This window comes from Tenericutes bacterium MZ-XQ (genome assembly GCA_002838205.1).
GTDB lineage: Bacteria > Bacillota_I > Bacilli_A > Acholeplasmatales > Acholeplasmataceae > Mariniplasma.
In genome coordinates, this window is the sequence record CP017950.1 from 1086109 (window position 1) to 1102059 (window position 15951).

General features: G+C 32.5%; 12 protein-coding genes and 1 other RNA gene. 2 read left to right on the top strand and 11 right to left on the bottom strand.

The features are described from left to right. Window positions 1–62 precede the first annotated feature (62 nt). Window positions 63–1886 (bottom strand): elongation factor 4, encoded by a 1824-nt coding sequence (locus tag BK011_05325; GenBank protein ID AUD65127.1) that lies wholly within the window; start codon window positions 1884–1886, stop codon window positions 63–65. A gap of 203 nt (window positions 1887–2089) precedes the next feature. On the opposite strand from BK011_05325, the gene BK011_05330 reads away from it, so the two are divergent. Continuing rightward, window positions 2090–2959 carry a hypothetical protein gene (locus BK011_05330; protein AUD65128.1) on the top strand — a complete coding sequence of 290 codons (870 nt, stop codon included), beginning with the start codon at window positions 2090–2092 and terminating at the stop codon, window positions 2957–2959. Between the two features lie 70 nt (window positions 2960–3029). Here the strand turns inward: BK011_05330 and BK011_05335 are convergent, their stop codons facing one another. Together BK011_05335 and BK011_05340 are read right to left on the bottom strand one after the other, a co-directional pair. Beyond that, window positions 3030–4295, bottom strand: a complete 1266-nt coding sequence (locus BK011_05335; protein ID AUD65129.1) for a transporter — start codon at window positions 4293–4295, stop codon at window positions 3030–3032. Beyond that, the gene (locus BK011_05340; protein AUD65130.1) at window positions 4295–5596 is read right to left on the bottom strand and encodes a hypothetical protein; all 1302 of its coding nucleotides are present in this window, start codon (window positions 5594–5596) and stop codon (window positions 4295–4297) included. Before BK011_05340 ends, BK011_05335 begins: the two co-directional genes overlap by 1 nt. A gap of 412 nt (window positions 5597–6008) precedes the next feature. Between BK011_05340 and BK011_05345 the strand changes: the two genes are divergently transcribed. Then, window positions 6009–6998: a hypothetical protein gene (locus tag BK011_05345; protein AUD65131.1), complete on the top strand. Its 990-nt coding sequence runs from the start codon at window positions 6009–6011 to the stop codon at window positions 6996–6998. A gap of 45 nt (window positions 6999–7043) precedes the next feature. On the opposite strand, the gene BK011_05350 is transcribed toward BK011_05345, so the two are convergent. The 8 genes from BK011_05350 to BK011_05385 all read right to left on the bottom strand — a co-directional run bounded on the left by BK011_05350 (window position 7044) and on the right by BK011_05385 (window position 15664). Continuing rightward, on the bottom strand, window positions 7044–7895 hold the full coding sequence (locus BK011_05350; protein AUD65132.1) for a hypothetical protein: 852 nt from the start codon (window positions 7893–7895) through the stop codon (window positions 7044–7046). After that, on the bottom strand, window positions 7892–8239 hold the full coding sequence (locus tag BK011_05355) for a hypothetical protein (protein AUD65133.1): 348 nt from the start codon (window positions 8237–8239) through the stop codon (window positions 7892–7894). Before BK011_05355 ends, BK011_05350 begins: the two co-directional genes overlap by 4 nt. A 104-nt stretch (window positions 8240–8343) precedes the next feature. Further along, complete coding sequence (locus BK011_05360) at window positions 8344–9003, bottom strand: hypothetical protein (protein AUD65134.1); 660 nt, start codon at window positions 9001–9003, stop codon at window positions 8344–8346. Between the two features lie 68 nt (window positions 9004–9071). Then, entirely contained in the window at window positions 9072–9686 is a 615-nt protein-coding gene (locus tag BK011_05365) for a hypothetical protein (GenBank protein ID AUD65135.1), read from the bottom strand. 56 nt (window positions 9687–9742) lie between these two features. Continuing rightward, on the bottom strand, window positions 9743–11065 hold the full coding sequence (locus BK011_05370) for a hypothetical protein (GenBank protein ID AUD65136.1): 1323 nt from the start codon (window positions 11063–11065) through the stop codon (window positions 9743–9745). Between the two features lie 81 nt (window positions 11066–11146). Beyond that, an RNA gene (rnpB, locus tag BK011_05375) (RNase P RNA component class B) lies at window positions 11147–11482 on the bottom strand. Between the two features lie 34 nt (window positions 11483–11516). Then, window positions 11517–13649, bottom strand: coding sequence for a polyribonucleotide nucleotidyltransferase (locus BK011_05380; protein AUD65137.1), 2133 nt, complete (start codon window positions 13647–13649; stop codon window positions 11517–11519). A 299-nt stretch (window positions 13650–13948) separates the two neighbouring features. Then, on the bottom strand, window positions 13949–15664 hold the full coding sequence (locus BK011_05385; protein AUD65138.1) for a hypothetical protein: 1716 nt from the start codon (window positions 15662–15664) through the stop codon (window positions 13949–13951). Window positions 15665–15951 lie beyond the last annotated feature (287 nt).

Below are 15951 nucleotides of genomic sequence, written 5' to 3' on the forward strand. Positions count from 1 at the left end.
CTCGCTTCCTATATATATTATACCTTATATAGCCAGTTATTAAAAATAAAAGTGATGAGATTTTACTCATCACTATTAGATAAAATGGCCATAAAAGCTTCTTGAGGAACATCTACTCTACCGATAGATTTCATCTTCTTTTTACCTTCTTTTTGTTTCTGTAAAAGTTTCTTCTTTCTACTGATATCTCCACCATAACATTTAGCAAGTACGTCTTTTCTCATCGCTTTAATGGTAGTTCTTGCGATAATTTTATTTCCCAATGATGCTTGAACAGGAATTTCAAACATTTGTCTAGGAATTAAGTCGACCATGCGTTCACAGATGTTTTTACCTCTTTGATATGCAAAGTCTCTATGCACAATTGTTGATAATGCATCGACAACTTCGCCATTAAGTAAGATATCCATTTTTTGTAGCTTTGATACTTTATATCCTGACATTTCATAGTCAAATGAAGCATATCCTTTTGTTGATGATTTTAACTTATCAAAGAAATCATAAACGATCTCAGATAATGGTAGTTCATATGTGATTGTGACACGGTTTGCATCTACATATTTCATATCTCCAAAGATTCCGCGTTTCTTTTGACAAATATCCATAACAGCACCGACATAATCCTTTGGACTCATCACAGTAGCTTTCACATAAGGCTCTTCGATATGGTCAACAACTTGTGGAGCTGGTAACATCGATGGATTGTCAATCGTAATCATTGATCCATCTGTTAAATATACTTTATAGATAACTGATGGTGCAGTTGCAATCAGTTCAATTCCAAATTCTCTACTGATTCTTTCTTGAATAATCTCCATATGAAGTAATCCTAAGAATCCTGTTCTAAATCCAAATCCTAAAGCTTGTGATGTCTCTGGTTCATACAGTAGTGATGCATCGTTTAACTTTAATTTTTCTAGTGCGTCTTTTAAATCATTATATTTATCCGAGTCAATCGGGTATAACCCACAAAAGACTACAGAGTTCATTTTACGATATCCAGGAAGTGGAACTGAAGCCTTTCTATTCGCATGTGTGACAGTATCACCAACACGTACAGTATTAATATCTTTAATAGATGCGGTTAAATATCCAACATCACCAGGCCCTAAGATGTCGCGTTTAATAATTTTAGGCGTATGCACACCAACTTCAATCACTTCATATTTTGCATTCGAAGCCATAAATTGAATGACATCACCTTTTTTTATAGTTCCATTAACAATTCTTATAGAAGGAATAACACCTTTATAAGGATCAAATACTGAATCAAATACTAGAGCTTGTAAAGGTGCATTTGCATCACCCTGTGGCGCAGGAATATCCTTCACAATTCTTTCTAATATTTCATCAATACCAACACCTTCTTTAGCTGACGCTAAAACGGCATCTTGTGCTGGAATACCTATGATATCTTCAATTTCAGCTATCACCTTTTTTGGTTCTGCACTTGGTAAATCTATTTTATTAATAACTGGTACAATTTCTAAGTCATTATCGATTGCTAAATAAACATTAGCAAGTGTTTGAGCTTCAATGCCTTGAGCCGCATCTACGACTAAAACAGCGCCTTCACAAGCCGCTAAAGATCTTGAAACCTCGTATGTAAAATCAACATGACCAGGAGTATCAATTAAATGCATGATATACTCTTCGCCGTCTTTTGCTTTATACAAAACCTCAACAGCATTTAACTTGATTGTGATGCCACGTTCTCTTTCTAGATCCATAGAATCTAGGAGTTGCTCTTTCATTTCACGATCAGTTACTGTATCTGTTTTTTGCAAAATACGATCGGCAAGTGTAGACTTACCGTGGTCAATATGCGCTATAATAGAAAAGTTTCGGATTTTCTTTTGTCTTTCATTTAGTTTGTTATTATCCATAATTCACATACCTTTCCGCTTAATTATTGTATCATTTTTAATCGCTTAATAAAAGAGATAAAGTGTAAAATGATTTAGATTTTTTAAATATTGAACTAGTAAAACGCTTTTACGAAATTTATTTCTAGAAAAGATTGCATATTATTTGTAAATTTTGTTATAATAAACATGTAGATAAACAATACATTAGGAGGAAATGAATAATGAAAAAAGTATTTTTACTGCTAATATTAGCAGTAGCTACATTCACGCTTTTTGGATGTAAATCATCTGAATACAAAGTTGATGGTGAATTCTTAGCTTATGAAGTTGGCATTCACAGAAATGCACCTATGGTTACAATGGTAAGTGTAACAATCGAAGACGGTGAAATCGTTGCATTTAATATCGATGCAAGACAAGGTTCAGCAACTCAAACTGAAGGTGCTGACACAGAAGACACTGCAGATGACAAATGGTCATACACTTGGAATGAAAAGACTAAGAAAGAATTAGGCGATGACTATGGTATGGTTGAAAGAGGTGGAGCGATTGCTGAATGGTATGAGCAAGCTGCACTTATCGAAGCTTACATGTTAGAAAATGGTGTTGATTCTATTGAAGTTGATGCTGACACAGTTATTACAAACGTTACTGGTGTTACTATCAAAGATGGTGGTTATACAAAACTTGCTGCTGATGCTGTAGCTTTAGCTAAAGAAGGTAAATTCCAAGCTGTTTATTGTTCATCAGATGACTTAGTTATAGCAACTATGATGGTTGATGAAAAAGGTGTTGCTTCTGACTTAGTATTAGACGTTCTTCAAGGTAGACCTGATGGTGCTACATTTGCATGGAGAGACCAAACTAAACAAGAACTTGGTGCTGACTATGGTATGAAAGATGCAAGTGACATCGGTAAAGAATGGTTTGAACAAGCTGACGCTATCGCTGCATATGTATTTGAAAACGGTGCTGACTCAATTGAAACTACAGATGGTTATATTTCAAACATCACTGGAGCTTCAGTAAGAGACAGTGGTTATACTCAAGTATTTGAATTATTATTCGGTTTTGCAAACTACGAAGTATAATCTAAATTAAACAAGATCTAAAGGATGCCATTTGGTATCCTTTTTTCTTTATATCAACAAAAAAGAGGTGCTATTGCACCTCTTCAGTTAGTTCTTTTTCTATGTCTTGTACTTCAATTTTCGCTTCTAAGACACGCTTAGTATCGGCTCCAGTAATTGTGACTAATAAGTTACGATAATTAAATGTATCGCCTATAAAAGGAATTTTACCCATCTCATCAAGTATCCAACCATTAACGGTTGAAAAATCTAAATCATCAGTAATTCCCATCATCTCAAATAACATATCTAGTTCAGCATTACCTTTGACACGATAATGATGTTCATCAATTTTAACAATTTGTTCAACAACTTCATCGTGTTCATCCCAAATTTCACCAACAATTTCCTCTAAAATATCTTCCATACTGACAACACCTAATGTGCCACCAAATTCATCTTTTACAATGGCCATGTGTGCTTTTGTTTCCTGCAGTAATTCTAATAAATTAGTAACTTTCATGTACTCAGTAACAAATACTGGTGGCTTTATAATCGTATGAAGTGGTTGTTTTTCAATAAGGACTAAATTATAAAAATCTTTATGGTTAATGACACCAGTAATGTGATCAATGCCTGTATCATAAACTGGTAATCTTGAATAACCTGAATGCTTAAACGCTAGTCTAATCGTTTCAGGGTCATCTGTTTCACATACTGCAATAACATCAACTCTAGGTGTTAAGATTTCTTCAACAATTAAATCATCAAAATCAATGACACTCTTGATAAGTTCTCTTTCATTTTGATTAATACCACCTTCTTGTTCAGCTTCACTCACATAAGTAAGTAATTCCTCTTCAGTAATTGCTGGTTCTTCATCAAATGTAATCAACTTGTTGAGTAATTTTTGTATACCACCAAAGATGATAGCGAATGGTTTTAAAACAAATATAAAACCCATCAGTATCGGTGTTACAGCAAGTGCGTATTTTTCAGGTATTTTCTTCGCCAAACTCTTTGGTGCAATTTCTCCAAAAATTAAGACCAACGTTGTCATGACTGCTGTAGACAATGTCACACCAATATCACCCCAGTGTCTTATGAAAAAGATAGTAGCAATCGATGCAGATAAGATATTTGCGATATTATTACCAATTAAGATCGTAGTAATTAGTTCATCGAAGTTATCCGCATAACGGAGCGTTCTAGCTGCTCTATTATGGCCATTTTGAATTAAATTTTTTAATTTGATTTTATTAGCTGAAGAAAATGCAGTTTCAGTTGATGAGAAAAATGCGGATAATAAAATCAAAAATATAAGTATACCTATTTGTATAAAATCTTGATCAGTCATTAATCTTCTTCCTCTTCAAGTAAAATCTGTGGTTTAGTAACTTTGACTTTTGTAATCACATTTTCATTTGTCTCTAAAACTTCAAATGTAAACTGATTGTATTCAAAGTTAATTTTCTCATCATGTTCAGGAAATCTTCCTAATTGTCCCAAGATAAACCCACTGATTGTGTCATAATCCTCTACTGGTAATGAGGCTTTTAATACATCTTCAACATCATCGATGTTTGTTAATCCATCGATTTCATATGTCATATCATCTATTTCTCTGATTTCGTCTTCATCTTCATCATATTCGTCTTGAATATTGCCTACAATCTCCTCGATAAGGTCTTCGATTGTAACAATTCCAGCAGTTCCACCGTATTCATCTAATACAACAGCTATATGATTTTTTTGTGCTTGCATTTCTCTAAATAACTCATCAGTTTTCTTACTATCTGGAACGAAATAAGGTTCTCTTAATAATTTTTTTAAAGAAAACTTTTCTTCGGCATTATCTAAAAATTTAAGTAAATCTTTTACATGAAGAGTTCCTATAATATGATCAATATCATTTTCATAAACAGGAAAACGTGTAAATCTTTCGCTTTGAACATACTCAATGACTTGTTTTCTCGTTGATTTAATGTTGATTGCTGAGATTTCTGTACGATGTGTCATAATTTCTTCAACAGCTGTATCACCAAAATCAAATACATTTTGAATCATTTCTGACTCTTCTTCATCGATATTACCAGATCTAGAACTAAATTCAACAATTGTTCTAATTTCTTCTTCAGTCATAATTCGCTCACCTTCTTCAGGCTTTAACGCAAAAAATCTACCAAAGATCATCGATGCTGAATGTAACAACCAAGTCACAGGTAATAATATATAGTATATAAGTCTTATAAATCCTATCGTTTGATAAGCGATGCTATCTGTATATTTATTTGCAAGTCTTCTTGGAATTAATCTACCAAAAACAAGTTGTACAAACAATAAGATGAAGATAATTAAAAACATCGCAATCGGTTTTAACCAATCTAATTCGTTAAATAATGACATTACATCATTATAAAAAGCATCTAGTGCAATGGCACCATTGATTAAAGTTAATAATGTAATCATCACTTGAATAGATAATAAATATCTCTTTGATTCAGCTGTAAACTTTTGAATTTTTATAGCTTTTTTATTATTCTTTAGAACATCTTCATTAACCTTACTATCACTTACGACGACTAAAGCAACTTCAGCTGCGCTAAATATAGCAGTTAAAACGATGATAAATATAATCGATAATATAGGTACTAACATAAGGCTTCACCCTTTATACAACAAAAAAAGACACCAAAAAAAGGATTCTGATTAATGTCTTTGTTACTCTCTGATATGGGATCGTCGATCCTACTACTGCAATCTTCCATTTTCTGTCTGATTCCTCCATGAAATCGGTATGAGAATATATTACTATATTTTAGTAAAAAAGTCAATGATGATATCCTTTCCATGCTCTTTGTTAAGGAATCTACTTGTAGGTTTCATGTAATTATGCTAAAATACTTTTTGAAGGGGAGTAGTTAACTCTAAATTAGTCGTCAATACGGCAAATCGCCCGGCTAATTTCAAGCATGCCTTGTAACGAGACCTTCAAGACTTTTTTGTCTTGATGGTTTTTATTTTTTAAAAAAATTACATCAAGAACATACATTAAATTAAGGGGTATATTATGCAAATTTTATTAAACATCGTATTTTTAATTGTAGGTTTTGTTTTCTTGATCAAAGGTGCTGACTTTTTCATTGTCTCATCCAGCTCTATTGCAAGAAAATTTAAAATCTCGCCACTCATTATTGGTTTAACACTTGTCGCATTTGGTACATCTCTACCTGAACTTGCAGTGAGTTTTGCAGCATCCTTATCAGCAAAATCACAAGGTTTAACTGCAGACATCGCAATGGGTAATATTATTGGTTCTAACATGGCTAATCTAACACTTATACTGGGATCTAGTGCTCTGATTATGCCCGTTCTAGTTCACAAATCTATGAGAAAAAGAGAATTTCCATTCTTAATTGGTATTAGTTTATTAATTGCTTTATTAGGTTATTTCTTCCAAAGTGATTACGCAATCGTTTGGTGGGAAGCACTGATATTATTAGCTGTCTTTGCTTATTATATGTATTTAATGATTCATTCAGAAAAAGATATCACAGAAGAACATATACCTATGGTTGATGTCAAAAAAGCAGTTATATTACTCTTCGTTGGTATTGCTGGAGTATCTATAGGTGGATTTCTAGTCACTGAAGGTGCTGAATATATCGCAATAGAGCTTCTCACCCAATCCGGTATGACAATTACAAAAGCTACAACTTTAGTTGGTTTAAGTGTTGTTGCACTAGGAACTTCACTACCAGAGCTTGTTACTTCTGCAATGGCAGCTAAAAAAGGTGAGGCTGATATTGCTTTAGGTAATGTGGTTGGATCAAATGTTTTTAATACTTTACTTATTGTAGGTCTTTCGGGATCAATTGTCCCACTTGGACTGAATGGTGATGTGTTAATTGATATGATTATTCTCATTGGCGTCACAGGATTTGTTGCATTCTTAGGATACACGAAAAGTAGGCTTTCCAGACTTGATGGTATCATCATGTTACTCATTTATGTTTCATATATCACATACATCATCTTAAGAGCTTTATCTATATTCTAAAAATAAAATAGCGCAGTGAAACTGTTTGCTAAATATGGACAGTAATTAAAAAAGGCTAGGAAGAGTTGACATTCTCAATTGTAGAGGTGTCAACTCTTTTATTATTTTACTTTGTCTATCTTCATTGTAATATGTGATGTAAGAATCGACAAGTGTTTTCATTTGTTTTATTGTGATTTGATGATGAAGATGCATACATTCACTTTTAAATTGACTGAAGAAAGATTCTATTGGACAATTATCTACGCAGCTGCCTTTTGCTGATACACTATGTTTTATCCAATGTCTTTTCAACCACCTATGGTAAGTTTGTCCAACAAATGCGGTACCTTGATCAGAATGCAGTATTAATCCTTTGCGATAATTTCTGGGTACGGTTCTTGTTGCTTGTTTTAAAGTATCCATGACTAGTTTCAAATCATTTCTTTCGGAAACTTTGTAACTGACAATATATTTATCATAGAGATCTTTTATCGCACACAAATAGATGGTTCCTTGTGTTGTGGGCAAATAAGAAACATCTATACTCCACTTTTGATTTGACATTTTTGTGGTAAAATCTCTTTGAAGGAGATTAGGAATGCGATGATGGTTGACCTTGCTATATCTTTTTCTCTTTCGTCTGATAATAGACTGAATACCATTCAGTTTCATGTATCGATACACGGTGCTCTTCGTGGTAAAGACGCCGTGTATTTTCTTTAATTTCATTTGAATTGTTTCTATGCCCCATCTTTTATCTTTATGGTAGAGACTAACAATCTGATGGTTAAGCAATTCATTGAACGCTTTATATTTTGGCCTACCTAAGCGAATCCATTCATAGTAACCGCTTCTTGAACATGACATCCTCATGCAGAGATAGATGATAGAATAACGATCCTTTAATTGGTCTATGACTTGGTATTTTTCTCGCGCGTTCTTAGGTAGGCTACCGCTTTTTTTATGTCTTCACCACTTTTGATATATTTTAACAGTTCTTCTTTACTCATGATGTCCAAGTTAAGCTTCTTAGGTCTACCTTTGTTTGGTATATCTTTTTTCGTACCTTTTCCTCTACGATCTACACAAGTGCCATGCTTTCGATACTGTTTTACCCATAAATCTAATTGACTATGAACAATATCAAAACTTCTAAGTATTTGACGCTGTGTTTTCTCTTTGCTTAAATACAGTTCTACAATCTTGTTTTTCTCATCAATTGTATACGATGGATGCTTTCTTGTTTTTCTTTCATTCATTCTAACGACTCCTTTATATTCATTCTAACAAAAAAAGCTAGAACACTATACTATGTCCTAGCCTTTTTTTAAGTTGTCCGTTTTAATCAAATAGTTTCGTGGCGCTATTTTTTTGTAAACTCCATGATATAAGGTGCTAACTTCGTGCTATGTACTACAAAACTATCATGGGTTTCATTTTCTAAAATAATAAGTTTTGATTTCTTTAACATTTGATGTAATTTTAATGTGTGTTTAGTCTTTATTACATCTTTTTCACCAACTAATATTAGTGTTTTTAACGTAACCTTTTTAATGTCTTTTTTTCTTATCTTTGGTTCTTCTAACATAAGCTTAATATATGGACTCTTGTCTTCTTTATATTCGTTTTTAAGTGCTTTTATAATCTTTTTATTTAACCCTTTCGGATGATAATTTGCACCACAAATTATAAGTTTATCTATTAAATTTGGCGCGAAAATTGACAACTTCAAACCAATAATACCACCATCTGAAAATCCTAAAATATGAGGTTTATTTATCTTTAATTGACGTATAAACTGATAAACATCTTGTGTCATTGCATCATATGAAAAATCGATACTTTTGCCACTTAATCCATGATTCCTACTATCTATAGCATAAATTGTAAAGTTGTCTTTAAGTATTTCTATAAGTTCTTCATAAATATGAAAATCTTCTTGATTGCCATGAAGCATGATGAGTGGTTGACCTTTACCAAAAATTTCATAATTTATTTCTATTTGATTAGCTTTAACACGCATAATATCACCCACATCTATTTTAACATAAAAGAAAAGGTAATGAGATGACTCATTACCATTTTTTTTACTTAATTTTCTTCTTCAACTACTTCTTCAGTTTCTACTGCTTCTTCATCAGTTTCAATAGCTTCTTCATCAGTTTCTTCTTCTAGAACTTGATGAGCTTCCTTAACGATAAAGACAATTTGTTCTGGATCTTCATGAATGGTAACACCCTCAGGAATCACAATATCCTTAACATGAATGGCTTCATCTTGTTCCATGTCACTAACATCAAACTCAAAGTGTTGTATACCTGATCCTGATTTGTACTCACAATTGATTTCTTGCAATCCTAATTGTACATATAATTTTCGTTTTTCAAGCGTCTCTTTTCCATGAATAACCACAGGAATACTTGCAGAAACAGTTTCGTCTTTAGCGATTCTGTGTAATTCAAAATGAACGATATCATCTGGTTTTAAAATGTCAGATTGAATGTTTTTAATATAAACGTTATGTCTTTTTCCATCTAGAGTTACTCTAAATGTCATAGATTTTCCATATTCAGCTAAGGCATCTTTAAAGGCCTTTTCTTCAACCTCAATTGATGTAGATTCAATTGATTTGCCATACATAACACCAGGAATCATTCTTTCCTTTCTCACTTCACGCAGTGGTCTAGTACGTAAATTTACTTTCATAATTTATTTCCTCCTAGTTTTCTTACACTCATTTTACCATAATAAGGCCCTTATGTCTATTTTTTGACGTCCTCGGCAGTTGGTGTTAAAACCTCTACTTCGATTTGATTGATAAATTTATGTTTCATTTTATGTATTTTTAGTTTCAAATTTTCATATGCAATAGTCTGATGTTCGTTTTTTATTGGTAAATAACCTAAAACATGAATGAATAACCCACTTAGTGTATGAAATGTTTCATGTTTTTCATCTAGGTTCAAATTTAAGTATTTATTTAAGTCTAATATTGTTATATCTCCATGAATAATATACTTATTATCTGATATTCTTTTGATATGATCTGGTAATTGATCGTGTTCATCATAAATATCACCAACAATTTCTTCTAACATGTCTTCAATAGTCACAATACCCTCGAATCCACCATGTTCATCAACCAACAGGGCAAATTGCTCAGTTGTGTTTTGCATGCGCTTAAATAAGATATTTACTTTGATATCTTCAGGTACATAATAAGGTTTTCTTAAAACAGTTTTTAAATCAACTTCATCCAAAGGTTTATTAACTAATTCACCTAATATATCTTTCACATGAATGATGCCCAAAATATGGTCAAAATCTTTTTCATAGATGATAACTCTTGAATATTTAGATTCAATCATTTTTTTGATTAATGTTTTTTTAGGTAAATTGATATCAAGACCAAATGTTTTTGTCCGTGGAGTTTTAATCATGTGCGCTCTTAAATCATCAAATCTAAAGATATTTTCTATCATTTTACGTTCTTGATCTTTATATAATCCCTGAACTTGACCTAATAAAATAAGGTGTCTTATATCGTCTTCAGTAACTTGATCATCTTGATCATCTAGTTTTTTTCCAAAAATAAACAAAACAGCTTGAGTCGACTTTGAAAGCAACCATACAAATGGTTTAGTGACTATCATGACAATATAAACAACATAGATTGAGAACAAAGAGAACTTATTTGGATTAGATAACGCGAGTTTTTTAGGAACTAACTCTCCTAATACAAGTGTCACATAGGATAACATGAGGGTAATGAGGACTACAGCTAGATTTTGACTTACATTTATACCAATGCTTTGTAAAAAAGCTACAAAATTCAATGATAATCTCGCACCAGCAAGAGCACTTGACATAAATCCAGCAAGTGTGATTGCGACTTGGATGGTTGATAAGTATTTTGTAGAATCCTCAGTTACTTTTAAAACTAATTTAGCTTTCTTGTTACCTTCATTAGCCAAACTTTTCATTTTGGACATATTGACTGAAACTAAAGCCATTTCACTAGCCGCAAAAAAACCATTGACTAATATTAAGATAAAAATTAAAACTAAGATTACCCCTATGCTCATAAATTCACCGCCTTGATTAGTTTATTTTAACATAATTTCAAGTAAAAAGAAAAGGTCCCTAAGGACCTTTAGATTGTCAATGTGCATAAGCCATGTTCTGTTCCCTTACGGGTGTGACCATTTATCTCTACTAAGTAGCGCATACTTGCTTTAAGTTCGCTTGTATACGTGCCCCTACCAAATTTTGGGTTGCTAGCTTGAGGGGTTTACCGCGTTTCATTCACTCATTTCTAAGTGACTCGTCTCTGTGGCACATTAAGTTCTAGGTCATAGCCTAAGCTTTAGACCATCAAACGCCGTTACATCTATTGATGTACCCTAAGTTATTGTTTCCTTAGGCACAAACACTACATTCATTTCAGAATGTGCTAGCATGGACTTTCCTAACCTATAAAATAGGCTCGGTCACCTTCCATTGACACTGTTATTTTATCATAATGTTTTGACTTACTCAAGCAGCCTTTAGTGCGTCTTTTCTAGATAAATCGATACGACCTTTATCATCGATACCAATGCATTTAACTAGAATTTGATCACCAACTGAAACTACATCTTCAGTTTTTTCTACTCTTTCTTTAGCAAGTCTTGAGATGTGTACGAGTCCTTCAGCACCTGGCCAAAGTTCTACGAAACATCCAAACTTCTCAACACGTGTAACTTTACCTTCATAGATTTTTCCAACTTCTGCTTCACGAACTAAGTTTTGAATATATGCTGCAGCAGCTTCAATCCATTTAGATTCTGTATGCATCAAGAAGACACGTCCATCTTGTTCGATATCAATCTTCACTTGATCATGATCTTCAATGATTTGAGTGATGATCTTACCACCTGCACCAATGACATCTCTAATCTTATCAGGATTGATTCTAATCATCTTAACTTTTGGAGCGTATGCTGATAATTCTCCTCTAGTTTCTGCGATTGTTTGTTCCATATGGTCTAAGATGAACAATCTTGATTGTCTAGCTTGTTCTAAAGCTTCTTTTAAGATTTCTTTAGTGATACCTAAAATTTTAATATCCATTTGTAAAGCTGTAATACCTTTTCTTGTACCAGCAACTTTAAAGTCCATATCACCTTCATGGTCTTCCATACCTTGGATATCACTTAAAATCGTATAGTTTTTACCATCCATAATCAGACCCATTGCAATACCAGCAACTGGAGCTTCAATTGGTACACCAGCAGCCATTAAAGCCATTGATCCAGCACAAATTGTTGCTTGTGATGATGAACCGTTAGATTCTAAAATCTCTGATACAACACGGATAGTATAAGGGAATTTTTCTTCATCAGGTAATACTTGTAATAATGCTCTTTCACCTAAAGCACCATGGCCAACTTCACGTCTTCCAACAAAACCATAACGTCCTGTTTCACCAACACTAAATGGTGGGAAGTTGTAATGTAGCATAAAACGTTTTGAATCTTCCAAACCTAGACCATCGATGATTTGGTTTTCACCAAGTGCACCTAAAGTTACAACACCTAAAGCTTGTGTTTGCCCTCTTGTAAATAATGCAGAACCATGTGTACGTTTTAGAACATCTACTCTTGAAAATAATGGTCTGATTTCATCAACTTTACGTCCATCAGGTCTTACCTTATCTTCAGTAATTAATCTTCTTAACTCTTTAGTTACAATGTTATCAACAACTGTCTTAACTTGTTGAATATAGTTTTTGTGTGCTTTTTCATCAAATACTTTAACGCCGTCTATTTCATTAAAAAATGATTTTTCACTGAATTTTTCAACAGTTTCTTCCTTGATTTTGTCAATTGCATGATATCTTTCTAACTTGTCAAAAATTGATACTGCTTTAATCAGTCTATCATATGCAAAATCGTGTACATCTTTTTCAACTTGTTGATCAATTTCGAAAATTTCAAAATCCATTTTTTCTGGTTTTAATTCAGCAATAATTTTTTCTTGGAAAGCAACTAAAGCTTTAATTGCATTATGTCCAAATAAAATGGCTTCTAACATTGTATCTTCATCAACTTGTTTAGCTCCAGCTTCAACCATGTTAATGGCATCTTTTGTTCCAGCTACGATAAGTTCAATTTGGCTCTTTTCAAGTTGTTCTGGTGTTGGATTAATGATGAATTCTCCATCAATCATACCTACAGTTACACCTGCAACTGGACCATTAAATGGAATATTAGATATACCAAGTACAAGTGATGAACCGAATAGTGAAGCCATTTCAGTTGTAGCTTCTGGGTCACTACTTAATACTGTGTTAATGATTTGAACTTCATTTTTAAATCCTTCAGGAAACATTGGTCTAAGTGGTCTATCAATGAGTCTTGATGTTAATGTTTCATGTTCAGAAGGTCTACCTTCTCTTCTTAAAAATCCTCCAGGAATTTTTCCACCAGCGTATAGTTTTTCTTGATAAATAACCATAAGTGGGAAGAAATCCATCGGTGATGGTTCTGTCTTTGCAGTCACAACACTTAATACTGTAGAGTCTCCATAATGGATGAATGCTGCGCCGTTGGCTTGTTTAGCAACTTCTCCAATTTCAACTTTAAGCACTCTACCGCCTAAGGTTGTTTCAAATTCTTTTTTGTTCATAATATAAAATCTCCTTCATTTTATATGTTTTCTCATATACTTTTTTTATATTTAACCTTATATATCATACCATAAAATCATGATATTTCATAATAATCTAGATAAAATCCAAAAAAAAACTGAGCTTTGGTGATGATTGTTGTTCATATCTCAGATAATTTGATAACAATCACCATAAATCGGATTTTAAATACTAAATATTTATTTGAAAAATAGTGTTATAACCCGAGTTTTATAGTTTGAAAAGAGTAAAAGAGACAATCTCCGCTTGATTAGTGGAAGTTAGTCTCTTTTTTGATTTAAGTGTTTTGTAGTAAAGTAGTAAATTCTCTTTTAATAGTTTCGGATTTGTAGAACTGCTTAGAGAAATCTACTCCATATTTATATGATAATTCTAGGATTTCATGATTCACTTTATTCAAATGTAATATTCCATTTGACATTTGAAGTATTTGTGCGCTATTTAAAGCGTCTTTAAGTTTATTTACTGAATACTTGTTTCCAGTTTCTAGCTGTAATAAACGATAAAGTGTTAATGAGATGAAACAAGTTAAGAAATGGCCTTTTATGTGCTCGTCTGTCCATACATAAACTGGTCTTCCTTCCAAGTCGCTTTTAGTGACTCTAAATGAATCTTCAATTACGGATAAATTTCTATACTTATCAATGATATCGAATGGTGTTAACTCTAAATCGTTTGTTACGATTGCGTAATATCCATCCAATGCGATATCTCTTTTGTACTTTTCTTCATTAAATTCATAATGATTCTTAGCTTTTACTATTTCTCCAGTATCTTTATCATATACTGTCTTTTTAAAGTATTTCTTTACACCGAATGAGTTTGATGCGTTAAGTAATGATGGGTCATCAATAAACTTTTCTATCTTTTCATCTAGAATGCCACGTTTAGCGTGTTGGTATCTTTCTTCCTTTAAACTCCAAAAACACAATAGATGTTCTGTTAATTCATGTTTGATCTTTTTATTATCTTTATCTACTTCACCAGTGTCTACAGTACGGATTCTTTTGACTGTTTTATATTTGAACGTACCAGCTTGGTTTTCTATATATCCTTCAGGATCTAATATGATATCTGCCATTTTGCTTCCACGCATTCGTATCTTTTGGGAAATAATATACTTATCTTTCTTTTGATCAATATAACTAAGGTTTTTTCCACTGTTGTTACCTTTGTCTCCGACAATGGTAATTTTACCTAAGTTGTATTGTTTTTTTATTTTCGTTAAGATTGGTTGCATTGTACTTAAATCATTTGTACATCCTGGAAACAACTCATAGGTTATTGGGATTCCATCTCTATCTATAAATAACCCCATTTGTACTATTCCTGTTTTTTTATTTTCTTTGGATACTCCTTTTTGTCTTAAACCTATCATCTCTTCACTTTCAAAGTAATAGTTAGTCACATCATAGAATACTAATGTACAATCACGTCCGTATTCCTTACTGATTCCTTGATGCATGCAATATGTTAAATCATCTTTAATTAATGCTAAATAATCAAGTGATTTATAGATGTCTTCCATCTTGAAATCACTTAAATCAAAGAAGTAATTCCCTTTATTCTCATATGTTTTCTTCTTACTTCCTGGATTAAGACATCTAGAAAACACAAGTAACTTCAATATGTCATCTAAGTCGTATTTTACTCTTGTAGTTTCTTGGTATGCCTTCATAAACTTCGATATCCCTATCTTGTTGTAAATTCTCTCTAAGAATACATATCCGTAGTTCAGCAACGAGTTTGATTGTTCTTTGGAGAAATCAATTGTCATTTCTTGAAAAAGTTGTTCTTCTTTCTCTAAACTCAGTTTCTTCGCTTCTAATCTTAGTTCTTCTAAAATGTTTGGGTTGTCTTTTTCTAACTCTTCTAAAATACCGTAACTCTTTATTGTTCGGTGCTTTGGTTTACCGTTTTGATCACGGTAACTCTCAACCAAATATAGAGAATGTGTATTATTTGTTTTTATCTTTACCTTTTTTATAAACATAAGAATCAACTCCTATATTCATCATATCATAAATTACTACGATTTACTACAATTATTTTGACTATTTGCTTTTTTATAGTTTGTTTTATACTTAAAAGCACCTAAATCACTATTTATAGCCATTTAGGTGCTGTTGTATTTGTAGTAAACTTGTTGTATTAATGTTGTTTAGTGCTAGGTTTGTGAAACTAAACTATAAAACTCGGGTCACCATAAATCGGATTTTAAATACTAAATATTTATTTGAAAAATAGTGTTATAATATATACGCCAAACAATTACAATAA

Coding starts and splice junctions, on each gene's coding strand:
- BK011_05325 (AUD65127.1), bottom strand. CDS start 1,886: ATGGATAATAACAAACTAAATGAAAGACAAAAGAAAATCCGAAACTTT.
- BK011_05330 (AUD65128.1), top strand. CDS start 2,090: ATGAAAAAAGTATTTTTACTGCTAATATTAGCAGTAGCTACATTCACG.
- BK011_05335 (AUD65129.1), bottom strand. CDS start 4,295: ATGACTGATCAAGATTTTATACAAATAGGTATACTTATATTTTTGATT.
- BK011_05340 (AUD65130.1), bottom strand. CDS start 5,596: ATGTTAGTACCTATATTATCGATTATATTTATCATCGTTTTAACTGCT.
- BK011_05345 (AUD65131.1), top strand. CDS start 6,009: ATGCAAATTTTATTAAACATCGTATTTTTAATTGTAGGTTTTGTTTTC.
- BK011_05355 (AUD65133.1), bottom strand. CDS start 8,239: ATGAATGAAAGAAAAACAAGAAAGCATCCATCGTATACAATTGATGAG.
- BK011_05360 (AUD65134.1), bottom strand. CDS start 9,003: ATGCGTGTTAAAGCTAATCAAATAGAAATAAATTATGAAATTTTTGGT.
- BK011_05365 (AUD65135.1), bottom strand. CDS start 9,686: ATGAAAGTAAATTTACGTACTAGACCACTGCGTGAAGTGAGAAAGGAA.
- BK011_05370 (AUD65136.1), bottom strand. CDS start 11,065: ATGAGCATAGGGGTAATCTTAGTTTTAATTTTTATCTTAATATTAGTC.
- BK011_05380 (AUD65137.1), bottom strand. CDS start 13,649: ATGAACAAAAAAGAATTTGAAACAACCTTAGGCGGTAGAGTGCTTAAA.
- BK011_05385 (AUD65138.1), bottom strand. CDS start 15,664: ATGTTTATAAAAAAGGTAAAGATAAAAACAAATAATACACATTCTCTA.